Below are 24,279 nucleotides of genomic sequence, written 5' to 3'. Positions count from 1 at the left end.
ACCACAAGCGCATCTTGCGGATTCGGTGCAAGCGGCAGGACGCCTTCATTTTTCACGAGCGTAATGGATTTTTCAGAAGCCTCGCGCTCTACTTGCTGATGTTCTACCGAGCCCACCACTTGGAGGGCATTCGCTACTTTTTGTTCCAATGGCTGCGGCGTTTCTTCTTTCACGATTCCGCGCTTCAGTTTCAAAGCGAGGATGCGTTTCGCAGAAGCTTCGATCCGTTCTTCGGAAATTTCACCCGAGCGCACTGCTTCGTATAAACCGTTTGCGACGCTTTCAAGCCCGACCGGCATCAAAACGATATCGCTTCCGGCGTTGACCGCACGGATCACGGCGTCAACCGGCCCGAAATGATCGGCAATGGCCTGCATGTTCAAAGCATCTGTTAAAATGACGCCGTCATAGCCCATATCTTCCCGCATCAATTCCGTCAACACTTTATGGGATAACGTTGCTGGCAATGTGATTTCACTGCCGTCTTTCTTCGAAATGACTTTTGTGCCATCCACTTTCGGGAATGTCACATGTGCGGTCATAATGGCGTCGATGCCTGCATCCATCGCTTTTTGGAACGGATACAATTCGACCGCCTTCAGCCTTTCCAGATCATATGGCACTTCCGGCAAGCCGATATGGGAGTCGGTTGCGGTATCGCCATGCCCGGGAAAATGCTTCGCTGTCGCGGCTGTGCCGGAAGCTTGAAGCCCTTTCGTATAAGCGACACCCAGTTCCGCCACAAGTTCAGGCTTTTCGCCGAATGAACGGACACCGATGACCGGGTTATCCGGATTGTTATTGATGTCAAACGATGGCGCAAAGTTCATATTGATGCCCAGTGCAGCAAGCTCTTCACCGATCGCGTTCCCCACGTTTTCCGTGATTTCCGGAGAGCGGGTCGCGCCCAATGCCATGCTGCCTGGCATATCCGTGCCGGATTGCAGGCGGGTCACGATGCCGCCTTCTTGGTCAATCGTCATCAGCATGCCGTATTTTTCGGCAGCTTTCTGGTAGTCGGCGACCAGTTTCGTCGTTTGTTCAGTCGTTACAACGTTTTCCCGAAACAGGATAACGCCGCCCAAATGGTATTGCTTCACAAGTTTTTCGATTTCCGGAAGCATGGCGGTGACGTTCTTGCCGCTCCAGTTCCTGAAGTCAGGCATCAGCATCTGGCCGACTTTTTCTTCCATCGACATGCCTGCCACTGCGTTTTCGACCACGTTATAGCGGTCGCCTTCCCCTTTGATCACCGTTGATTTCACTGGCGGTTTCCCTTTGGCGGTTTTGGCTGCCGGATCCGGTTTCACCTGCACGGCAATTTCATCCGTAAAACTGCCATCGCTTACTGTGATGAACGTTTTCCCGGGTTTCCCAAGTACCGTTACTGTTCCCTCGGAATCTACTGAAGCCACTGATTTATTGGTAGAACTCCACTCCAAATTTTCAGAAGTTCCGGTGAAATGGCCGTCTTCATAGACGTGCAGCGCTTTAAGCGTAAATTCCCCACTTGCGCCGTCCACTTCCACTTCCACTTCAGGAACATTTTGCACAATAATCAAATCTGCAGCTGCCGATTGCGCTTTCGCTGCTCCGCCTGTTGCCAGTGAAGAAATCACCAAAACGGCAATCAATAGCGGCAATACAAGATATTTACGAAATCCCTTCATGTTCCATCCCCCTTTAACTTAATTACTGCGTTCGGTCCAATCGTTTCCAGCTGGCTGCGGTTCGGCTTCGGTGCCATCGACTTGGATATTTTCTACATACCAGCCGCGCCCGTTGACCGATCCATCTGTCTGGTAGCGGAAACGGAGGTGCGTGGTATTTGCCGGCAATGCAAGCTCGGTGCTTTCCCAGCCTTCACTGTTGCCTGTGATTGGTTCTGCCACTTGGCTCCAATTCACGCCGTCATTCGAAGTTTCAATAAAACCGAAATCCGAGTCTGCTTCCAGCCGGTGCCAAGTATCATATGACACCGTTGATGCACCTTCAGGGACAGCGATTTGCATTTCATTGTTCAATTTATCGCCGTAGCCCGCAAACCAGGCATCCGTATGTTTGGAAATCGGAGCCGGTATCGCGTCCGCCACTGCTCTTGCAAAGTCTCTGCGGATGAAGTTCGTGGAAATGGTCGTTCTCGATGGGTGCACCCGGTTGGTCAGCAAGATGGCGATCGTGTTGTTTTTCCGGTTGATGACGATGCTGGTCCCCGTATAGCCGGTATGGCCGAATGCCGATGAATCCGCGAGTGCATCCATGTACCAGCCTTGATTCAATTCCCAGCCAAGCCCGTGGTCATTGCCAGGGAACTCCGGAATCTGGTTGGTTTCCAGCAAGCGGACCGTTTCAGCTTCCAAGATTCGTTTCCCGCCATACTTTCCGTTGTTCAAAAACATATGGGCGAATTTCGCCAGATCAGAGGCAGTCGAAAAGACGCCAGCGTGGCCCGCAACTCCGTCCAACGACCAGGCATTTTCATCGTGCACTTCTCCCCACACCATTCCGCGTCCAAGCGCCGGCTGGTATTCTGTTGCTGCTATGCGATTTTGCAACGAAGCCGGAGGATTGTACATCGTATCTTTCATGCCAATCGGCTCGGTGATTTCCTCTTTCACAAATTCGTCGAGGCGCTTCCCAGAAAACTTCTCGATCAGCGCGCCGAGTGTGATCAGGTTCAAGTCGCTATAGGTATATTTGGTGCCGGGGCTATTCGCGAGCTTGTGGCGCAGCGCGTATTCGATGCGGTCCTCCCGGTTTTCCCCTTGCTGGTACAACGGCACCCAAGCGGTAAATCCTGAAGTATGCGTCATGAGCTGGCGGATGGTGACTTTTTCTTTGCCGTTTTCAGCAAACTGCGGAAGGTGCATCGCTACTGGATCGTCCAATTGGAAATGCCCTTCTTCGTAAAGTTTCATCGCGGCTGTTGTCGTAAAGATTTTGCTGATGGAAGCCAGATCGAAAATCGTATCTTTTTTCATTTCAACGGGATTGTCCACCAGCGTTCCCGCACCGTCGGCATACAAAGATGCAAAGCCGTAGGCATCGTGCTTCGCAATATGGCCGTTTCTCGCGACAAACGCAACAGCGCCAGGCATCGACTTAGCCGCTAGAGCGCTTTCAACAGCCTGGTCGAAACGGTCGAGCGGTGCTTGAATCATTCCCGCTCCTTTTACAGAGCCTGGATGCAGCACGGGCGACATGGGACCAGGCTGATCCCATTGCTTCGGCGATTCCGCCAAGGCCGGTGAAGCCAGCGGCGCAGTCAAGACAAGCGAGCAAATCAAAGCGGATGACAGAACTTTCAATTTCGCATTCTTTTTCATTTGTTTCCTCCCATAATTTTTAATTGTATTTATTTACCTTTACAAACTAATATTATCTGACAATTCAATCGTTTCCCATGCCCCAATAGCGCTGTCTTTGGCAGTGATTTTTCGCTTCCCGAATTTTTCTTGCGTCACATCTACTCATATTCCAATTCCTGGAACACTTCTTTGGTAACATGAATTTAAGAAATTAAAGTTCTCCTTTATACCCATACCAGTTGAAATTTAACTCCAGAACGAATGTGTTCAATCAATGCCAAATCTTCCTGGCAAACTTTGCCGATCACATTGACTTTGCCATCGGCCGGCAGATTTCTTTTCGTGATTTGCAGTTCTCCCTGGTAGCGGCCATAGCGCTCATTGTCGATTGTTATGCTGCCTTTTGTTCTTTCGATGGTCTCTTCCGGATGGAGGCGGTGCGTTCCGAACAAGCCGTATTCCCTGGATTCCATCGAACGCACGACATCCCGCGCCGCGTCCAGGCGGTTCGTATGGACTCGGCTCGCAATTTCCAGCACTTCGCCGTTTTCCGTCAAGCTCTCTGCACGCAATTGGATCACGCCTTCCTCGTAAGCGGCAAATTGCGCCAAACTGCCTTCGCTGAGCGTGATATCCCCGACTAGGATTTTATCGACGAGCCCGCTCTTTTCCAATGCCGCATATGCGGCGAGCGGCGAAACGGCGCGATGCCCTTCCAATGTCGGCAAGCCTTCAAACAAAGGACCCCGGAGCTTGCCATCTCCTGGAACGAACGCCATCACCGACAACCCTTCTGCCTTTAGCCATTCGTTCACCTTGAAAAATTCCTGCGTGTCCAAACCGGTTTCCGGCCGCGGATAAAAATTATGCCACGCTTCAACCGCTTCCGTACGGAGCCCCGCAGCCTTCAGCTTAGCTAATCCCTCTTTTGTCAGCGTGCTGGCATTTAAAGCGATTTTCATCTTACCCGATAGTTCAGCAATCACCGCTTCGTCGATTCCGTAATCGATCCGCAATCCGCTGACGCCCCAATCCACAAGCCCTTCCGCATTTGCCCAAGTAAACCCCAGATGGCCGAGCGACTTGGGCGAGATATCCGCCATTAATTCCATATCGTATTTACGGGCCAGCGCCCCCAATTCCCGGAGCCGCTCTTCGTAAAGGGACGGGTCCTCTTCCGGGATGTGCAAAGAAGTGAAGATGGATGCGAACCCAAGCTTCCGTACTTTTTCAATATAAGGCTCCAGCTCTGTTGCCGAGCCTTCCCCCAAGTAAACTGATATTCCGCGCATTCTACTCTCTCCTTTTGGATAAATTAAAAAAGGGAGAATGGATCCTCCCTTTTAGCTTGGTGTGTTGTTTAGTTTTTTTACTCAATAATTTGAACTAAAGAAGTAGCATAATAAACATTGCTCCGGACGCTTTGGGCAGTGCAAAGACGATTGCTCCTGCGCAAGCTCGTCGCAAAGGAAATGGTCCAAATTCCATTTGGCCATCTCCTTGTCTAGCCCGTTGACGCGCCTTCGCTAAGATATCTCTCGATATGGAGCAAAATAGCGGAGACGCCTGCGGGAAAGCGAGACAGCCGAGACCCCGCAGGAAGCGAAGCGACCGAGGAGGCTTGGCGCTCGCCCGCGGCAAGCGTAGCTATTTTGCGTAATATCGAATATAAATATTCATTAATTCATCTTACATAGTTCTAAAACCTAGATCCCTTCAGCCATGCGTTCTTTGAATCCGAACGTGTATGTGAAGATGAAGCCGAATACGTAGGAAACGACGAGCCCTAGGAAGTACCAGATGTATTTGCTGTCAGCGATCAGCGGGATCAACGAGATGCCGGATACGCCGATGCCTTGTGCAGCGGTGTGCATGACGGCTTGGAACGCTCCGCCAAACGCGGCTCCCATACAAGCGGTGATGAACGGCCGCCCGAGCGGCAAGGTGACGCCGTAAAGCAGAGGTTCCCCGATTCCGAGGACGCCGACTGGCAACGCGCCTTTGATGATGTTGCGCAAACGCTGATTTTTCGTTTTCACGTAGATGGCGATGGTGCCCCCGACTTGGCCGGCGCCTGCCATTGCCAAAATCGGCAATAACGCGGTGCTGCCGAATGAATTCATTAATTCCAAATGGATTGGCGTCAAGCCGTGGTGCAGCCCTAGCATGACAAGCGGCAGGAAGAATGCGGCCAAGACGCCGCCTGCGATAACTCCACCTGCATCCAATGCAGCGATCAAGCCGGTCGTGATGACGTCCGTCAATACGCCTGCCACTGGAACGATGGCATATAAGGCAATAAAGCCGACGACTAAAATCGTGATCAATGGTGTAAAGAGAATATCAATCGAACTGTGCATGACCGAACGCACTTTCTTTTCAACAAACGTCATCAACCAGGCAGCCAAGATGACGCCGAACAAGCCGCCGCGCCCGACAACGAGTGGTTCCCCGTAAATCACGATATCCGCAAGCAATGGATTGAATAAAATCCCGCCTGCAATCGCGCCGAGTACCGGTGTGCCGCCAAATTCTTTGGCGGTGTTCCAGCCGACTAAAATGGCTAGGTACGCAAAAACAGTGCTTCCGAGCAGCAATAAAATCTGCATGATCGTTGTGGTTTCATCAACCCCGGCGTTTTTCGCGAAGTTCGCCGTTCCGTTGATAATCCCGGAAGCGATCAAACCTGGAATCAGCGGAATGAAGATATTGCCGACTCTGCGCAAAAACAGCTTGAACGGTGTTTTGTTTTTTTGCTTCATCTTTTCCCGGTCCAATTCGGCCTTTTCGCTGAAGCTCAGATTGCTTTCATCGACATCCGTTTCTTCTCCGACTGCCAGCCCGGTTTGGCTGCTCATTTCTGCCGCTACTTTATTGACTGTCCCCGGCCCTACGACGATTTGAAGCGTATCGTCTTCAACAACACCCATGACACCATCTATTCTTTTCAAGTCATTGATATTGGCTTTGCTTTCGTCTTTTAGCGATAAACGCAGACGCGTCATACAGTGAGCAATATTTCGGATATTCTCTTTTCCCCCGACATTGCTGAGAATATCCTGAGCCATTCTTTGTTCTTTCTTCATACTTTCCCCCCGCTCTCCCAATGTTTATAAAGTTTTTCTTACAAAACCATCTGCTGCTTCCAGCTTTTCAATGGCTTCCCCATTGGTGCATTCCAGCAAAATCATGACAATCGCCGTTTTCACATGGCGATCCGCTTTTTGATAATAAAGTTCGGCTGTTTCGTAATCCACTTGTGTGGCATCCATAATAATGCGTTTCGAACGTTCAATCAGTTTTTCATTGGTTGCCTGCACGTCCACCATCAAATTGCCGTAGGCTTTGCCGACGCCGATCATCGAAGCTGTTGAAATCATGTTCAATACGAGCTTTTGCGCGGTTCCAGCTTTCAGGCGAGTCGAACCGGTCAGGATTTCTGGCCCGGTCTCGATTTCAATGGCGATTTGTGCATACTGGCTGATTTTTGCGCCTGTATTGCAGGAAAGCGCCACGGTCTTCGCTCCCACTTCAGCGGCATATTGCAAGGCGCCGATGACATAAGGCGTTCTGCCGCTTGCCGCGATGCCGATGACCGTATCATTTTTCATCAACGACGCCTGCTCCAATTCTTGCTTGCCGAGATCCGGGTTGTCCTCGACTCCTTCTTTCGCCATTGTGAATGCGTCCATTCCGCCGGCTAAAAATCCTTTCACCACTTCCGGCGAGACGCCGAACGTCGGCACACATTCTACCGCATCCAGAATTCCCAGTCTGCCGCTGGTCCCGGCACCGATGTAAATCAGCCGGCCGCCCGCCTGAAATGACTCAATGGCAGCCTGCACCGCCTGTTCAATCGATTCCATTTTTTCAGCAATTGCGCCAGGCACTGTTTCGTCTTCGCGGTTCATCGCCCGAAGAATTTCCAGCGTCGACATGCCATCCAATTTCATTGTGTCATGGTTTCTCTTTTCCGTAGACAGATTCTCTAGCATCGGCTCATCCTTTATTTGGTTATTTCTTGACTTCATTGTACCCTTAAGAAATTTCATGTCAATATATTTTATTATATTTATGAATCTTAATTTCAAATAACAGAAAAATAAAAAAGAGCTGGAGGATCAGCTCTTTTCATCTTCTCAAACTTTCCATTTCCTTGCGGGCGTCGTAGTACTGCTGCAGGACGTTCTCGCCGAGATGATGGAAAACGCTCATATACAACGTGTCGACAACTGTCAGCTGCGTCATCCTTGACGACGTGCTGCCGATCCGGAAATCCTGTTCCACATTCGGCGTGCACAGCCGGATGTCCGCTTCTTTGTAAAGCGGCGATTTATTCAAATTGGTAATGGCGATGACCTTCGCCCCTCTTTTCTTCGCGAACCGTGCCAATTCCAGTACATCTTTCGTCTGGCCGGATGTACTGATGGCGACGAAGACGTCGTTTTCCGTCAAGTGGGGAATCAGCGATAGCATGTAATGGAAATCGAGCGACGTGATCGATTGATAGCCAAGCCGCATGAATTTGTACTGGGCATCCACCGCTGCGGTTGAAGAACCGCCGACGCCGAAAAAGACGATTTTCTGTGCGGCCTTCAACGCGTCCACCGCTTTCATCAGCTCTTTCCTGTCCATTGAATCTGCGCAGGATTCGATGGCGGATTTATTGACGTGGATCACTTTATGGAATAAATCATAAGGGGAATCTTTTTGCTGAAGCACCGAGAAATCGGTCAGATTCGTGTCGCTCAATGCCAAATCCTTCATAAGTGCGAGCTTGAAAGATTTAAAGCTGCCCATGCCGATCGATTTGCAGAAACGGATAATGGTGGCTTCGCTGACGCCGGATTTCTCCGACAGTTCTTTGGTGGTCATATGCGGGATGGCATCGGGCTGTTGGATAATATATTCGCCAATCCGCCTTTCCGCTGCCGATAATTGGCCGAGCGCCAATTCAATTTTTGTGAGCAACGATTTCATTTGAGACCTCCGACTGCGTTCAGTTTGTACACTGCCTTTTTATTGAATACTATAGGAGAACGATTTTCTCCGCAATCATTAACTCCATGTAAAATGCCTGCCCAGCTTAAAGCCAGGCAGGCATAATAATCACAAGACAGGAGTTATTTCTGTTGTCTCGGGCGGATGAGGATTTCATTGACATCGACATACGCCGGCTGTTCGACGGCATAGGAAATTGCACGGGCGATGTCTACCGCCTCCAGGAATTTCATCTCGCCGCCGGACGCGAACATGTCGAGGATGTCTTGGTCGGTAATGTGTGTCGACAGTTCGGTTGCGACCGCTCCCGGTGAAATGATCGTCGCGCGTATGTCCATCGCCGGATCGAGTTCCTGGCGCAAACCTTCCGTGATCGCGCGCACCGCGAATTTCGTTCCGCTGTATACGGCGCTGCCCGGCGTCACGTCATGGCCGGCAACCGACGCCACGTTGATGATGTGGCCGGATTTCTGTTCTTCCATCTGCGGAAGCACGGCTGCGATGCCATAAATCACGCCTTTGATATTGACGTCGACCATCTGGTCCCATTCGGCGATTTTCCGTTTGTTCATGAACGACAATGGCATCAAGCCAGCATTGTTGACGAGGACGTCGATGCGGCCGAACTTTTCAATCGCGGCATCTGCGAGCGCCTGCATTTCATCTGCTGAAGTTACGTCCGTCACTTTGATTTCGGCGGTGCCGTCCATCGCTTCGATTTCCTGCTTCAATTGGACCAGGCGATCTTCGCGGCGTGCCGCGAGCATCACCGAATAGCCTTTTCTGGCAAGCTCCTTCGCTGTAGCTTGCCCGATGCCGCTGCTTGCACCTGTAATGATTGCTGTTTTCGTGTTTGCCATAATTTCTTCCAGCTCCGTTTCTAAGGTGTGATTTCTTTTTATTGCTCTTTTCAAACTCTACAGTTCCCGGGACAGCGTGTAAACTATCATGCTCAATCCTTGTGGAGGGTTTTCCCAACAAAAAAACTGCACCGAATCCTACAGCATACGCTGGCGATTCCGGTGCAGTCTCTATCTTTTATTTTTCAACGGTTACCATGCCGTATGAAGTGATGGCGTTCCACATCGATTCCGGGATGTCGAGTTTGCCGACCATCTCCTGCGGAATCGTTTCATGGATTTCCTGTTCTTTGCCTTGCTTCACTTTTTCCGTCCATTCCGGATCAACCAGCGCTTGGCGGCCCATTGCGACGACATCGGCACCTTCTTCGAGCGCTGCCACTGCATCTTCCGGCTTTTTGACGCTGCCGACCACGACAAACGGCACACGGCCATTGATCTGTTTCGACAGAATTTCAACGATGCTGCCTTGTTCTGCTGCACCGCGCGGCTGTTTCTTGAATTCGAATAAAGACACGTGGACGTAATGGATGCCGCCTTCAATCAATTTCTCAACGAGCACTTTTGTGTCTTCAATCGTGTAGCCGACCGAGTCTTCGTTGTTTTCTTCAGGCGACAGGCGGTAGCCGATGATGAAGCTGTCGTCTGCGTATTGCGCAGCCGTTTTCTTCACTTCGTCCAATACCGCCATTGAGAAACTCAAACGGTTTTCCAGGCTGCCGCCCCATTTGTCTTCGCGCTGATTGAATGTCGCGGAAACGAATTGCTGGATCAAATACGTGTTCGCGCCGTGGATTTCCACGCCGTCAAATCCGGCTTCGATCGCGCGGCGCGTCGTCTCGCCGAAATCACGGATGATGTCGTCGATTTCAGCAGCCGTCAATTCCCGCGGCGTCGGTTTGCCTTCAGGCCCTGCCACTGCGCTCGGTGCCACTGTTTCGTTCGCAGCGATCAAATCCGGCTGGCCTTGGCGGCCGCCGTGCTGCATCTGCAGAATCGCTTTGCTGCCATTCGCTTTCATTTCATCTGCCAGCTTTTTCAAGCGCGGCAATGCTTTGTCATCAAACCCGATAAATTGGTTCGGGAACGCGATGCCGTTTTCAGAGATGGCGATGCAGGCTGAAACGAACAAGCCGCCAATGTTTGACCGGCGGTTATAATACTCAAGTTCTGCGTCGGACACCGTACCATCGGGATTTCCTGAATAAGTCGTCATGGGTGCAACGCCTAAGCGGTCCTGCAAAACAACACCGTTCGGCAAGGTGATTTCTTCGAATAAAGATTTATAGTTTGGATTCATGTGAATTCCTCTTTTCTTTTGTCTATAGGTATATCAAAATATCATAGGATTAGGACAACTACAAGAATACAGGCTCGCCGGTGTGTAATTTTTGATTCCTTTTAAAAGCAGTGGTAAGCTCCTCTACAGACAAATTAGAAGGAGTGTTTTACATGGCACCTATAACGTATAAAGAGATCCACTTGGTCAACCGTCCAGAAGGCATGCCTTCAGACGACGATTTCAAATTCGTGGAACAAACGGTCCCCGCGCTGCAAGGCGGCGAAATCCTGTTAAAAACGCTTTACTTGTCGGTCGACCCGTACATGCGCGGCCGCATGCAGGATGCAAAATCCTATATCGCACCATTCCAGCTCGATGAAGCCATCACTGGCGGCGTGCTCGCTGAAGTCATCGCTTCGAAGTCGCCGCAATTCAAGCAAGGCGACATCGTCAACGGCAACCTCAAATGGGGAGAATACAATATTGCAAAAGCGGATGGCCTCCAAAAAGTCGATCCATCGATTGCACCGATCACGACACGCCTCGGCGTTTTGGGGCTGACCGGCCTAACCGCCTATTTCGGTTTGCTCGACATCGGCAAGCCGCAAGCAGGTGAAACGGTCGTCGTTTCAGGTGCTGCGGGCGCCGTCGGTTCGATTGTCGGCCAAATCGCGAAATTAAAAGGCGCGAAAGCAGTCGGCATCGCGGGCTCGGATGAAAAAATCGATTACTTGATCAACGAGCTTGGCTTCGATGCCGCGGTCAATTATAAAAAAGACAGCTTTGTGGAAGACTTGGCTAACGCGTTGCCGGACGGCGTCGATGTCTATTTCGACAATGTCGGCGGAGACGTATCGGATGCCGTCATGCGCTTATTGAACCGCAATGCACGCATTCCGTTGTGCGGAGCAATTTCTTCCTATAATGCTGCAGGCAAGGACCTCGGCCCGCGCATCCAGACGTCGCTCATCAAAACGAGCTCGATGATGCAAGGCTTCACGCTTGGCAATTACGCGGCAGATTTTGAAAAAGGTGCGACGGAACTTGGCCAATGGCTGCAAGCTGGCAAGCTGAAATACGAAGAAACGATCGTTGAAGGCTTTGAAAACACGCCGCAGGCATTCCTCGGCTTATTCCAAGGCAGCAATGTCGGCAAGCAATTGGTGAAAGTGGCAGACCCGGATTTCGCGAAACTGTAATCATCGCGAGTCTCAGTCATCAAAAAAGCGTACAAAGCGGAAAGCCGCTTTGTACGCTTTTTCAATTGATATCACGCACCATCCGAATGATGATCCGTGGAATATAGAGGATTATTTCCGCTATTCCGAGAAAGAACTCGGCCACATCCCATATCCACGTTCGATCTTTCTTGTCTTTTCTCCACCTTTTCTTCTTCATCAGCCGCCGCCCCTTTGCCGGTTTGAAACTTAATACGCGGATAACCCAAAAAGGTTTCAGATGATGAGAGGCTTTATTCCACTGATAAAGAAAACGCCTCCGCGAGCAGACTCAGCATCTTCATGCGGTTGGCTGCGCCTGATACATTCGGGATGACGGTGACTTCATCGGCGCCATATACTTCCGCGAGCCGGACGATTTCCGCCTTCACGGTTTCGGCATCGCCGATAATCATGCGTTCGCGGTTTTTCTCCACTTTTTCGCGCTCGCTTCGGCTGAAACCGCGTCGTTCAGCGGTTTCGCTGGACGGGTAATACGGAGGCGGCGTCTCGGATTCGACAAACAGCAGCCACAAATCGAGCGCTTGCGCCAGCTTCTCCGCTTCTTCTGCCGTGTCGGCGACGACAGCGAAAACAGCGATGGCGACATGCGGTTCTGCCAATAAATCCGACGGGCGGAACTTTTCCCGGTATGCCGCGACGGCTTCCGCACCGTCAGCAGCGGGACGCGCGAAATGGGCGAACGCATAAGCGAGGCCGTTCTTTGCCGCAATGGCGGCACTGCCGTGGCCGGTGCCAAGCAGCCAGATCTCAGGGGCTGTTTCAGTAATCGGCGTCGCCACCAGCTGGCGAAAGCGGTGCGTGCTTTCCGTGTCATCGGTGAAGTATTTCTGCAAATCCTGGATCTGTTGTTCGTAAGATACTTTGATGCCTTTGCTTTCATTGAGCGCCTGGTTGACGTCTTTGTAGCTGCGCGAACGGCCGATGCCCAGGTCGATGCGGTCCGGATGCAGCGCTTCGAGCATGCGGAAATTCTCCGCCACTTTATAGGAGCTGTAATGCGGCAGCATGACGCCTCCCGACCCGATGCGGATCCGCTCTGTCGAAGCCGCCAATTGCATCATCAGCATTTCCGGTGAACTGCCGGCGACCGACAGCACCTTGTGATGCTCCGCCACCCAAAAGCGCCGGTAGCCGAGCCGGTCTGCGAGCTTGGCCAGTTCAATTGTCTGCAGCAGCGCATCGCGCGCGGCCGCTCCCTCGTCAATCGGCGAGTAGTCGAGTATATTCAAAGCAAACACAAATCCCACTCCTGACATTTCCTGATGGCATAAGTTTATCACACTCAGCTTTATCGCTCCCACCGCTAGGTTTGTCGAATTAATCAAGCTAATTTGACGCAAAAAAGAGCGGCTCAATCACTGAGCCGCTCTTTTTTTGCATAGATTTCCTTCTATATTGGAAATACTGTCCGCACGGCAGCAAATACTGTCCGGATGTACCCGAATACTGTCCGCAATCCGAGAAATACTGTCCGATAGCGCCTATTTCATTAATCAGCGTTGACCGTTCAACGAATGTCCACAGAAACTGCGTTCGTGGATCTATTCGCTGTAAGGCAAGCCTCGAGGATGCGCATATTGCGGATGGTTGAATCCGCGGTGACTGCAAGCGGTGAACCGGTTAATATTGCCGAAGAGAAATGCTCGACTTCCAGGCGGTAAAGGTCTCCATGAATTTCTTCTTTCCGCGAATTGCCTGCTGTTTCGACAAGAATGACACCCATTCCTGCGTTGGTATCCGGACGAAACGCATAAGGTACTTTGATGGTCCCTTTAGTTCCAATTACTTCGTATTCGTTTCGGCTGGCCATATCAAAGCTGCAGTCGAAAATCGCCGACATGCCGTTGTCGAGTTCCAAATTGACGTTTGCCGACAAATCGATTCCAGCAGCCTCATCAATTTCGGAAACTGCATGCACTTTCACCGGTTCGGCTTCCGACAGATGCCTCACTGCGTGAATGCAGTAACAGCCAAGATCGTATAAAGCACCGCCGCCCATTTTTTTGTCCATTCGGATATCACCTGTCCGATTCTCCAGGTAAAAAGAATGGCTTGAACGGATCAGTTTCACATCACCGATTTCTCCAGAAGCCATGATCTCCTTTACCCGTTCATGCTGAGGATGCAGCTGATACATGAAGCCTTCCATGAACTTCACCCCTGCCGCCTGGCACGCCGTGATCATTTCTTCGGCGTCCGCTGCAGTCAATCCAGCCGGTTTCTCGCAAAGGATATGCTTTCCTGCCGCTGCCGCTTTGAGCACCCATTCCTTATGCAGATGGTTAGGGAGCGGGATATAAACCGCGTCAATCGCTGGATCAGCCACTAGCTCTTCATAACTTTCGTATGCTTTCGGTATATCCAAACGCGATGCAATGGCATGGACTTTGTTGCTGCGGCTGGCAATCGCCGACACCTCTGCATTTTCGGCGCGGAAAATAGCGGGTATGAACTGGCTCTGTGCAATATTCGCTGTACTGATAATGCCCCAACGGACTTTCTCCATCTTTAATCCCCCTCTTCTATCCATCGTTTTTTTTTAATATACCAAAGTTCCAGCTTTTCTTCGTTTTTAAACCTTCGCCCATTTCCCCATTTTTCATTATCGAGAAAATGGCTTTGGCTGCAAACAAGAGCCTCAACTAGACAGCTGAGGCTCTTGTTTTTCGGGCTATTTACGGAACGCCAAAAGTTTCGTATTCAGCTCTTTTGTTTTTCCGTATTTTCGGCTAAATTGCCTTCTATATTGAAAATACTGTCCGCAAGGCTGCAACTACTGTCCGTACAGGTCCAAATACTGTCCAAAATCCAGGGAATACTGTCCGCACTCCCTCACCTGATTTATTCGACGTTGAAATACCGGGCATCCGGATGGGCGAAGACAATCGCCGAAACGGACGCTTCCGGGTCCATCATGAATTCTTCGGTCAGGTGGACGCCGATGTCTTCCGGTTTGATGAGACCGAACAGTTTTGCCTGGTCCTCCAGATTTGGACAGGCCGGGTAGCCGAACGAGAAACGCTGCCCCTGGTATTTCGCCGCAAAGCGGTCGCGCATCGAAAAGTCAGTGCCATCCGGGAAACCCCATTGGTCACGGATTTCCTGGTGGATGCGCTCAGCAAAGCCTTCCGCGAGTTCCAGCGCCGTCGCCTGAAGCGCATGGCTCTCCAAAAACTTGCCGGCATCTTTCAAGCGTTTCGCTTCGTCACGGACGCCATGCCCCGCTGTCACTTGCATGAACGCGACATAATCCATTTCACCGCTGTCGACGGACTTCAAGTAATCGGCAAGGCACAGGAATGGTTCGGATGCCTGGCGCGGGAAGGTAAAGCGTTCGATTTCGGTTTTGGCATCGTTCGGATCGTAAATAACGACATCTTCGCCGTCTGACTGCGCCGGGAAAAACTGGTACATGCCGGACGGCTTCAAGATGCCGGAGCCGAGGAACTCGGTCGCCAATTCGTGGAGCTGAACTGCGCGCGGATCGCCTTGCACCAGCATTTTATCGCTATAGCCGCGCAAGCCGAGATGATGGCCGATCAATGTGCGCATATTGACGTACGGATACAAATGCGCAACCGAATACTCTTTCAAGACATGGCGGCGCAAATCACCTGGCACAAAGACCGGCACGTCTTCGCGTACGGTTTTCACTGGTTTTTCCGCTACCGCAACAGCCGGTTTGGCAGCTTTCGCCGCTTCCGAAGCCTGGCGCTTTTCTTGCTGCGCGCCCAATTCCTCGAGCAGCACCGCTTTTCCGGCCCCGCTCTGCAAACGGTTGGCCAGATCCAGGCCCTGCATGGCGTCTTTCGCGTAGATGACCGGGCCGTCGTATTCAGCGGCGATCTTCGTTTCCGTGAAGCGCCTCGACAAGGCGGCACCGCCGACGAGGATTGGCGCATCGATGCCCGCTTCCTTGAAGTCCTGCGCTGTCAGCACCATCTGCTTGGCGGATTTTACCAGCAGGCCTGACAAGCCGATGATGTCCGGCTTTTCTTTTTTGATGACTTCGATCAGCGTCGCCGGCGTCACTTTGATGCCGATGTCGATGACTTTGAAGCCGTTATTGCTGAGGATGATGTCGACCAGGTTTTTGCCGATGTCGTGGACGTCGCCTTTGACCGTCGCAAGCACCACTTTCCCTTTGCCGGTATCGTCCGCCGCTTTTTTCTCCATAAAGCCTTCAAGGAATGAAACCGCCGCCTTCATGACGCCTGCGCTTTGCAGCACTTCGGCGACAATCAGCTGGTTGTCGTTGAACAAACGCCCCACTTCCGCCATGCCGGCCATCAACGGTCCGTTGATGACATCAAGCGGCGTGTCGTACATGTCGAGCGCTTTCTCCAGATCCGGAATAAGCCCTTCTTTCGTGCCTTCGAGAATGTAATAAGCGAGGCGGTCCGGCACATTTTTCGGGATGTCGTCTTCACTTTTCTCTTTTTTCTTATCGCGGTAGAAATCGGTGAAATCCGCCAATGTCTTGTCTGTCGTCGTGAACAGCAATTCATTGGCCATCTTGATTTCCGCTTCCGGAATCGATGCGTAGCGCTCCAATTTCTCCGTATTGACGATGGCGTAATCGAGCCCCGCCTGCGTGCAATGGTACAGGTAAACCGCATTCAGCACTTCCCGGCCGACCGGCGGCAAGCCGAACGACACGTTGCTGATGCCGAGGATCGTCAATGTCCGCGGCAGTCTTTCTTTGATCAAACGGATGCCTTCGATCGTCTCGACCGCAGAGCCGATGTATTGCTGGTCGCCGGTTCCGACCGGGAACACGAGCGGATCGAAAATGATGTCTTCCGGCGCGAGGCCCCATTTGTTGACCAATAAATCATATGAACGTTCGGCGATTTCAAGCTTCCGCTCACGCGTCACCGCCATCCCCGGTTCATCAATCGTTCCGACAACGACCGCCGCACCGTATTTTTTCACCAGCGGCATGACCGCATCAAATCGTTCTTCGCCATCTTCAAGGTTGATCGAGTTGATGATCGCCTTGCCTTGCGAGAATTTCAGCGCTGCTTCGATGACATCCTCGTCTGTGGAATCAATGACGAGCGGCACTTTGACTTTCTTCACCACTTCGTGCATGAAATTCGCCATGTCCTCAAGTTCATCGCGGTCGGGGTTGGCAAGGCAGATATCGATGACGTGCGCCCCGTTTTTCACTTGGGCGCGCGCGATTTCTGAGGCTTCTTCAAATTTCCCTTCCACAATGAGGCGTTTGAATTTCCGCGAACCGATGACGTTCGAGCGCTCTCCGATAAACAGCGGGCGCATCGAATCGTCGTATTGCAGCGGTTCGATGCCTGCCAGCACATGGCCGTGTCCGGTCTGCTCAGGTTTTCTCGGCGGCAGCCCAACCACCGCTTCACGCACAGCCTTGATATGCGCAGGCGTCGTGCCGCAACAGCCGCCGACGACGTTGAGCCAGCCTTTTTCAGCAAAGCCACGCAGCTTTTTCGACAGCGATTCCGGCGTTTCGTGGTAATGGCCTTCTTCGTCCGGCAGCCCGGCATTCGGGTAACAGCTGACAAAGCCGTCGGACAGCTCAGACAACGAGCGCAAATGGTCCGTCATGAATTCCGGGCCGGTCGCACAATTCAATCCGACCGACAGCGGCTTGACGTGTTCAATGGAAATATAGAACGCTTCAATGCTCTGCCCGGCAAGCGTCGTGCCCATCGGCTCGATGGTACCGGAAATCATGATCGGCAATTCTTTGCCCAACTCTTCGAAAGCCTGCTTGATGCCGATCGTCGCCGCTTTGACATTCAGCATGTCCTGGCTCGTTTCCAGCAAGATCAAATCCGCTCCGCCTTCAACCAGCGCTTTCGCCTGTACATGGAAATCTTCGCGCAAGGCGTCGAACGTGATGCCGCCTGTCACCGACAAGGTTTTCGTTGTCGGCCCGATTGCACCTGCAACAAAGCGCGGCCATTCAGGGGTGGAATAAGCAGCAGCCGCTTTCTTGGCAATTTCCACAGCGCGGCGGTTGATGTCCGCCGCCTGGTTGCCAAGCCCATATTCGTCTAAGACCACAGGAGTCCCGCCGAACGTGTTCGTACAAAGAATGTCTGCTCCCGCTTCCAAATAGGCTTTGTGGACGCCTTCGATGACGTCCGGGCGCACGATGTTCAAGTACTCGTTGCAGCCATCGAATTCCTCGCCGCCGAAATCTTCCGCCGACAAATCGGCGTTCTGGATCATCGTTCCCATCGCGCCATCGATGATCAGGATTCGTTTTTCAAGCTGCTGTTCAATAAGTGTTTTGGACATGGCTGCTTTCGCCTTCTTTCTGCAAATCTAGTTGCCTGATGTAATCGATCAATTCCACGGACATTTCGTAGCGGAAAAATGGCGTGATCAAGTAAATGCCGTTGAACAGCCCCGCCGCCGTATCGATCAATTCCTTCGCTATCGCAATGCCTTCAGCGGTCGCCCGGTCCTTGTCGTCGCCGCATGCGCGCATCCGTTCAAGCGCATCTTCCGATAACTTGATGCCTGGCACTTCATTGTGCAGGAATTCCGAGCTGCGTATGCTAGTGAGCGGCATGATGCCAAGGAAAATCGGCGTGCTCAAATGCTTCGTTTCTTCGTATATTTCAATGATTTTCTCTTTGGTGAACACCGGTTGGGAAATGAAATAATCCGCGCCGCTGTCAATTTTCTGTTCGAGCCGCTTGACCGCCCGGCTGACGACGCGGACATTCGGATTGAATGCCGCCGCTACCGAGAAATTCGCTTTTTTGCGCAGCGGCTTGCCGGAAAACGAAATGCCTTCGTTGAGTTTCTTGATCAGTTGAATCAATTCCAGGCTGGAAACGTCATAGACGCTTGTCGCTCCCGGGAAATCCCCGACTTTCGTTGGATCTCCCGTAACTGCCAGGATATCATGCATCCCAAGGGCGTCAAGCCCCATCAAATGCGATTGCAGGCCGATCAAATTGCGGTCGCGGCACGTGATGTGCGCGAGCGGCCGGATGTTTTCCTGCAACTTCAAAATCGATCCCATCGCCATATTGGAAATACGCGGCGAAGCAAGCGAATTATCGGCCATCGTCACGGCATCGACTCCTGCCGTATTCAGCGCTTTCGATCCTTCGATGAATTTCGAAACGTCCAAATGACGCGGCGTGTCGAGTTCGACGATAATCGTACGCTCCGTCTTCGCTTTTTCATGCAGCGGCTTGACGTCGAGCGCTTCCGCTTCGCGGATGACGATCGGCTTTCTCGCTACTACTTTCTTTTCCGTCACTGGCGCCAAATTGCGCATGCGCTTTTTCACTTCTTCAATATGCTTCGGCGTCGTGCCACAACAGCCGCCAATTAAGCGCACGCCTTCTTCTCTCAATAATAAGGCAGCCCGCCCAAAATAATCGGCTTCCGATTCATAGACAATGCGGCCGTCTTCCACGTCGAGCAAGCTGGCATTCGGATACGCCGACAGGAATGCTTTTTCCGGCAGCGATACTTCTTCGAATGCCTGGATTGTATGGTGCGGGCCGAGGCGGCAATTGACGCCGACGATGTCCGCTCCGAGCGCTTCAAGCTGGTGCAGCGCATCGTTCAGCGACATACCGTTTTGCAGGATGCCCGGCTCGTGCATCGACACTTGCGCAATGAGCGGCGTATCCGTCATGCTTTTCAAATGCGTGACCGTCGCAGCAAGCTCTTCGAAATCGTAATACGTTTCCAGCAGCAAGCCATCCGGATCGCCGGACAATAAATGCTGCGCCTGCTGGTCGACCATTGCAATGATTTCCTGCATCGTGGCATCGCTTTTCCGCATGCCGCGGATGCCGCCGATCGTCCCGAAGACGTATTGCCCGCCCGGCGCCGCAGCGCGCTTTGCGATATCGATCGCAGCGAGGTTGATGTCTTTCACTTGCTCTTCCAGGCCGTAGCGCGCCAGCTTATGGGCATTCGCGCCGTACGTATTCGTCTGGATGATATCGGCCCCCGCCTTGATGTAATCCTGGTGGATCTTGCTGACGATTTCCGGCCGCTGCAGGTTCAGCTCCTCGTTGCAATACTCGATGCCGTACGAATACAGCAGCGTCCCCATCGCACCGTCCCCTGTCAACACACGCGTTTTCAATGCATCCAATAATTTCATGCCGCTCACCCTCCTGTATATAGAAAAAAAGCCTTCCATGAAAAAGAAGGCTTTACGGTCGTTAAACTCGTTCCTTTTCATCTCCCAGGCAATTGCGTGCCTGCTGGATTTAGCACCTGACCACGAATGGCTGGTTGCTGAAGCGTCACAGGGCCAGTCCCTCAACTTCTCTCGATAAGAATTCACTATGCAGTTTTTGTATTCTTAAAATCTTACCTGCATAAAGAGCGCCGGTCAAGCGAATTCGTCTAAAAACGTAGAACTTTCTGTTTAATTCCAAATGAAAGCGGATACTTTCTGCATATTGTGCGGAGGCTGAATGCAGACAGACGAAAACGCCCCCACTCGCGTGAAGAGCGCCATCGTAAAAACTCATTCTAATACGGCCCTCTGATTGCTCCAGCCACTTCTTCTTTGTAGAATTCCGACAGGCGTTCCAGCTCTTCGGCTGAATACGCTTTTGCATAAAGTGCATTCAGATTGTCTTCTACTTGGCGCACATTCTTGAAGCCCGGAATGACAGATGAAATCGCATCGTGTTCCAAAATCCACTTCAGCGACGCTTGCGCCATATTGCCTCGCCCTTCTGCAATCCATTTCAATTCATTGCTGAGGTCGACGCCTTTGTTGAACTCCAGGCCGGCAAAGGTTTCACCGACGTTGAACGCTTGGCCGTCGCGGTTGAAATTGCGGTGGTCCGCTTCTTCGAACTCGGCGTCTTTTTTGAATTTTCCGGTCAGCAAGCCGCTTGCCAATGGCACGCGCGCAAGAATGCCGACACCTTGCTCCGACGCTTTCGGGAATAATTCCTCGAGCGGCTTCTGGCGAAACAGATTGAAGATGACTTGCAGACTGCTGACATTGGGATTTTCCAGGCACAGCAAGCCTTCTTCCACCGTTTCGACACTGACGCCGTAATGGCGGATTTTGCCTTGCGCCTTCAGTTTATCCAGCACTTCGAAAACCCGGCCATCGCGCAAGATCTCGATCGGCGGACAATGGATCTGGTAGAGGTCGATCGTTTCCCGTTCCAAGCGCTGCAAGCTCGCTTCACAATAAGCCGTGACGCTTTCTTGCGAATACGTCGCAGGGTCATGGATATCGCCTGCGCGGCAGAATTTCGTTGCGATTATGATATCTGACCCTTTGCCTTTTGTCGCTTTGGCCAATAGCTCTTCGCTGTGCCCGCCGCCGTAGACATCAGCCGTGTCGAAAAAGTTCACGCCTTCATCCATGGCGTAATCGAGTGCGCGCAGCGATTCGCTGTCGTCGTTGCTGCCCCAGTCGCCGCCGATTGCCCACGTGCCGAAACTCAATTCGCTGACATTCAAATCCGTCTTGCCAATATTCCGATAATTCATCCTTTACACTTCCATTCTCTCAGATTGATACAAATAAAAACCACAGCCTGCTAGCTGTGGCATTCCATAACCTGTCTTTTCCCTTGTCGTTTGACGGATAAACTCATTCCCTGTTCAAAGCCATCCCGTTGGCGCAGGCTCATTGTATCGGACGCCGCTGACTTCGAATTTGTACCAAGTAAATGGCCCTTCCGGCAGATCCCAGACAATCTCGATCTTTGACGGCACTTTGATGCCGTCTGCATCCATATAACCCAGGATATTCGCGGTGCACAGCATCTTCTCGGCCCCTTCGTCGCTGTCTTTATAACGCAGCGCTGTCACGGATTTCAGTTCACCTTGCATATCGAAATGGAAATCCGCGGTACCGGAAACACCGTTCAATTCCATCATCGCTGTGGCCGTCGTTTCATCGGCCTTCTGCCAATCGACATAGGAGCTCAAGGCCGCTGCCGGACAACACGCCAACTCCATCAAATAGCGCTGCAGCGACGATTGGTTCGTCTTGGCATTGTTTTCAGTCTTCGAAAGCGGCATAATGCCGTCGAATTTGATGCGCATCTGTCCATGCCCGTTGCGGAAGACATCCTTCCCGCTGATATGGGTGCCAGGTGCCATTTTCATATCCACTTTCCACGTAAATTCCGGGGGTTCGAAAGTTGAATACTGCTCCGCTTTGGCAGGAGTCCAATGCTTCTGTTCCGGTTTCAGCTTGATTTGCCCGCGCTGCTCCAAGTACATGCTGCGGACTTCCGTTTTGCCAACGGAACCGCTCCATGCCAGCCATTTCTGCACCGGCTTCGGCAGCTCTCTGGTCCGCTCTGCTGTCACAAGCGCCAAATTTGCCCCTGCGTCCTTAGTCTGCCTCTTCCTTCCGCCTTCCGAAGGCCCCTTCTTTTTATAGGCATACAGCGCCACAGCTATTAAGCCAAGCGCCAAAACGATAAGCTGCATCAACTTCACCCCTTCCCTCTTCTGTGTACCGGCTGTCCGAGCAACGATCAAAAAATCATGTAAATGCCTTGTTTATACTATACGGCATGGACAATGCTTTCTCCTGTAAATAAAATCCGTTGACGCACTTTATTTCAAAAACCTTCACAGGCCATCGTCTGGAAACAATTCCTTCAAGTTTTTGATTGGCCGCGCTTTCGGATGTGCTTCAAACGGACGGAACTCGATATTGCCGACGTGCACGCCCATATTGTATTCACCGATGACCGAATCCAGCAGAATAAAGACCACTGGAATCAGCTCTTCATTGTTCTCTTCGGTCAGCCCTTTGATATAGAGGTTCAAGCTGACTTCCTCGCGCTCCAGATCTTTCAGCGCCGTGTAATAGACGTCGTCCCTTGTCAATTCCATATCGCCCCAATTGACGCTGAACTCCTCGTCAGACGCTTGCCGGAATGGGATGATTGTAAACCGCTCGAGTTGGGGTGCCGTTTCATGCAAGTCGAAGACCTCGTCAAATGCCTCCACCATCCCATCCGCGCTAATGATGAACTCGCGCTTGCCATCTTCCGGCTCTGCACTGAATTCAAACGCCAGATGTTTATTGACCTTTTTCAGCTTGCGGTGCAGCAAATCAAAAAGCTCTTCTCTTTCCTCTTCCGCCAGCTCAAAATAACTTTCCTCATTGTCCGAAAACCATTGCCAAAAGGCATCCACCTTATTCTTTCTTGTCGGCAGCCATTTCATCCCAGTTATCCCCTTCACTGTAAAAAATTCTTCCTTTTTTATCATAATCATTTTACCGGAATTTAGAAATTGTTATTTTCTATGAATTCGCATAATTTATTGCGAATATGCTTTTCATTCAAGCGGAAATTCATTATCATGGAGGTATTCAAAAGATTCCCTTATGGCTTGGACGCTGCTGCCCGGAAGAAACGGAGAAAGCACACAAAAACCAGAAGGAGGAATAACGATGTCGATGAATAACGGATCAAACGGCGCCTCGACGCGAATCGAAGGCACCGAACTGGTAATGGAACGGTTTTTCAATGCGCCCGCTGAGCTCTTGTATACGATGTACACGGAACCGCAGCACGTGAAGAATTGGTGGGGGCCGAACGGCTGGACGACGGAGAACTACAAGATGGATGTCCGGCCCGGCGGCATCTGGCATTATTGCATGCGCTCGGAAGACGGTCAGGAAGCTTGGGGAAAAGCGGTTTATGAGAAAGTCGAAAAACCTCATTTGCTTACGTATACGGACAAATTTTCTGATGAAGAAGGCAACGATGCTGAAGGTTTTCCCGCTATGAAAATTATCGACGAATTCGTGGAAGAAGAAAACGGCACACGCCTTGTTAGCCGCACCGTGTTCGACTCGGAAGAAGACCTGCACAAAGTCACGGATATGGGGGCCGTCGAAGGAATGACCGAAACGTTCGACCGCCTCGAACATTATATAGAAGAAACGCAAAATAACCTAAATTGAGCCTAAAAAAACGCAAACCCGGCAATGGGTTTGCGTTTTTGCTTTTGTTCTTCACTTGCGGTATTTCAGGCCCAGGCCCTTCAAGAAATTACGCGCATAACGGTCGCCGCAGACGCTGTAATTTTTATGCCCTTCTTTGCGCAGCATTGCGCTCATCTCACTCTTCGTGACGGTCACGCCGGCCAGTGCCAGGATTTCAAGCATATCCTCGCTCGTCAGCTGCAGTGCGATTTTCACTTTCTTCAACAACAGGTTCTTCGATGGTTCATTCGTCAGAGCGGGCTTGTCGGGCTGGCCCGGCTTCGGCTCCTGCTTGCCTCGCTTGAAAATGATCAAGCCGTTCAAGAACGACTCGAATGTTGCGTCACTGACGCTCAAATAATCCTTGAATTCGTCCTCGCCCACAATGCCGCCGGGCTGGCCGTCGTAATCTTCAGGGGTTTTCGTCAGCATTTTCATGACGTCTTCTTTGGACGTCTTGACGCCGCCAAGCTTGAAAATCTCCACCATATCGTGGTTCTTAATATCGAGCGCGTAGCGCAATCGTATGAGTAAATCGTTGTTATCCATCCTTATACCTCCTGTCACTCATATAGCTTTGCATACTTGTTTTTATCATTCTCAATAATAGCACAACATGGACAGCGAAACTGCTGGT

19 protein-coding genes and 1 riboswitch are annotated in these 24,279 nt (G+C 51.5%); of the genes, 2 read left to right on the top strand and 17 right to left on the bottom strand.

Annotated features, from left to right (window positions below):
* From EGV91_RS05750 to EGV91_RS05715, 8 genes are all read right to left on the bottom strand, one after another.
* On the bottom strand, positions 1-1,670 hold a 1,670-nt coding region (locus EGV91_RS05750), incomplete at its 3' end, for a glycoside hydrolase family 3 N-terminal domain-containing protein (RefSeq protein WP_135501565.1).
* Between the two features lie 18 nt (positions 1,671-1,688).
* Positions 1,689-3,326 carry a serine hydrolase domain-containing protein gene (locus tag EGV91_RS05745; protein ID WP_135501563.1) on the bottom strand — a complete coding sequence of 546 codons (1,638 nt, stop codon included), beginning with the start codon at positions 3,324-3,326 and terminating at the stop codon, positions 1,689-1,691.
* Between the two features lie 206 nt (positions 3,327-3,532).
* The gene (locus tag EGV91_RS05740; RefSeq protein ID WP_135501561.1) at positions 3,533-4,600 is read right to left on the bottom strand and encodes a DUF871 domain-containing protein; all 1,068 of its coding nucleotides are present in this window, start codon (positions 4,598-4,600) and stop codon (positions 3,533-3,535) included.
* A 414-nt stretch (positions 4,601-5,014) separates the two neighbouring features.
* On the bottom strand, positions 5,015-6,394 hold the full coding sequence (locus EGV91_RS05735; protein ID WP_135501559.1) for a PTS transporter subunit EIIC: 1,380 nt from the start codon (positions 6,392-6,394) through the stop codon (positions 5,015-5,017).
* Between the two features lie 24 nt (positions 6,395-6,418).
* A complete protein-coding gene (murQ, locus tag EGV91_RS05730) occupies positions 6,419-7,303 on the bottom strand; it encodes an N-acetylmuramic acid 6-phosphate etherase (RefSeq protein ID WP_135501557.1) in 885 nt (294 codons plus the stop codon).
* 136 nt (positions 7,304-7,439) lie between these two features.
* Positions 7,440-8,288 (bottom strand): MurR/RpiR family transcriptional regulator, encoded by an 849-nt coding sequence (locus EGV91_RS05725; protein WP_135501555.1) that lies wholly within the window; start codon positions 8,286-8,288, stop codon positions 7,440-7,442.
* Between the two features lie 143 nt (positions 8,289-8,431).
* Entirely contained in the window at positions 8,432-9,169 is a 738-nt protein-coding gene (locus tag EGV91_RS05720) for an SDR family oxidoreductase (protein WP_135501553.1), read from the bottom strand.
* 178 nt (positions 9,170-9,347) lie between these two features.
* Positions 9,348-10,469 carry an NADH-dependent flavin oxidoreductase gene (locus EGV91_RS05715; protein ID WP_135501551.1) on the bottom strand — a complete coding sequence of 374 codons (1,122 nt, stop codon included), beginning with the start codon at positions 10,467-10,469 and terminating at the stop codon, positions 9,348-9,350.
* A gap of 152 nt (positions 10,470-10,621) precedes the next feature.
* On the opposite strand from EGV91_RS05715, the gene EGV91_RS05710 reads away from it, so the two are divergent.
* On the top strand, positions 10,622-11,650 hold the full coding sequence (locus tag EGV91_RS05710) for an NADP-dependent oxidoreductase (RefSeq protein WP_135501550.1): 1,029 nt from the start codon (positions 10,622-10,624) through the stop codon (positions 11,648-11,650).
* Between the two features lie 61 nt (positions 11,651-11,711).
* Here EGV91_RS05710 and EGV91_RS17100 read toward each other — a convergent pair whose 3' ends face one another.
* From EGV91_RS17100 to EGV91_RS05675, 8 genes are all read right to left on the bottom strand, one after another.
* Entirely contained in the window at positions 11,712-11,849 is a 138-nt protein-coding gene (locus EGV91_RS17100; RefSeq protein WP_158290570.1) for a hypothetical protein, read from the bottom strand.
* Between the two features lie 73 nt (positions 11,850-11,922).
* Entirely contained in the window at positions 11,923-12,930 is a 1,008-nt protein-coding gene (locus EGV91_RS05705) for an LLM class flavin-dependent oxidoreductase (RefSeq protein ID WP_135501548.1), read from the bottom strand.
* A gap of 269 nt (positions 12,931-13,199) precedes the next feature.
* A complete protein-coding gene (locus tag EGV91_RS05700) occupies positions 13,200-14,198 on the bottom strand; it encodes a Gfo/Idh/MocA family protein (protein WP_135501546.1) in 999 nt (332 codons plus the stop codon).
* Positions 14,199-14,533: 335 nt separating this feature from the next.
* The gene (metH, locus tag EGV91_RS05695; RefSeq protein WP_135501544.1) at positions 14,534-17,974 is read right to left on the bottom strand and encodes a methionine synthase; all 3,441 of its coding nucleotides are present in this window, start codon (positions 17,972-17,974) and stop codon (positions 14,534-14,536) included.
* Entirely contained in the window at positions 17,955-19,814 is a 1,860-nt protein-coding gene (locus EGV91_RS05690; RefSeq protein ID WP_135501542.1) for a bifunctional homocysteine S-methyltransferase/methylenetetrahydrofolate reductase, read from the bottom strand. Before EGV91_RS05690 ends, metH begins: the two co-directional genes overlap by 20 nt.
* Positions 19,815-19,888: 74 nt before the next feature.
* Positions 19,889-19,995: riboswitch (SAM riboswitch) on the bottom strand.
* Positions 19,996-20,191: 196 nt separating this feature from the next.
* The gene (locus tag EGV91_RS05685) at positions 20,192-21,175 is read right to left on the bottom strand and encodes an aldo/keto reductase (RefSeq protein ID WP_135501540.1); all 984 of its coding nucleotides are present in this window, start codon (positions 21,173-21,175) and stop codon (positions 20,192-20,194) included.
* 114 nt (positions 21,176-21,289) lie between these two features.
* The gene (locus EGV91_RS05680) at positions 21,290-22,129 is read right to left on the bottom strand and encodes a DUF6920 family protein (RefSeq protein ID WP_135501538.1); all 840 of its coding nucleotides are present in this window, start codon (positions 22,127-22,129) and stop codon (positions 21,290-21,292) included.
* A gap of 144 nt (positions 22,130-22,273) precedes the next feature.
* Positions 22,274-22,876: a hypothetical protein gene (locus EGV91_RS05675; RefSeq protein ID WP_221300880.1), complete on the bottom strand. Its 603-nt coding sequence runs from the start codon at positions 22,874-22,876 to the stop codon at positions 22,274-22,276.
* Positions 22,877-23,105: 229 nt separating this feature from the next.
* Here EGV91_RS05675 and EGV91_RS05670 point away from each other — a divergent pair, with 229 nt between their 5' ends.
* Complete coding sequence (locus tag EGV91_RS05670; RefSeq protein WP_241666113.1) at positions 23,106-23,621, top strand: SRPBCC family protein; 516 nt, start codon at positions 23,106-23,108, stop codon at positions 23,619-23,621.
* Between the two features lie 51 nt (positions 23,622-23,672).
* Here the strand turns inward: EGV91_RS05670 and EGV91_RS05665 are convergent, their stop codons facing one another.
* Positions 23,673-24,191, bottom strand: coding sequence for a YehS family protein (locus tag EGV91_RS05665; protein WP_135501536.1), 519 nt, complete (start codon positions 24,189-24,191; stop codon positions 23,673-23,675).
* Positions 24,192-24,279: the final 88 nt, after the last annotated feature.

The sequence above is a fragment of the Planococcus koreensis genome, from assembly GCF_004761975.1.
Lineage (GTDB): Bacteria > Bacillota > Bacilli > Bacillales_A > Planococcaceae > Planococcus > Planococcus koreensis.
This window is presented reverse-complemented; position numbering and strand designations above follow the sequence as displayed.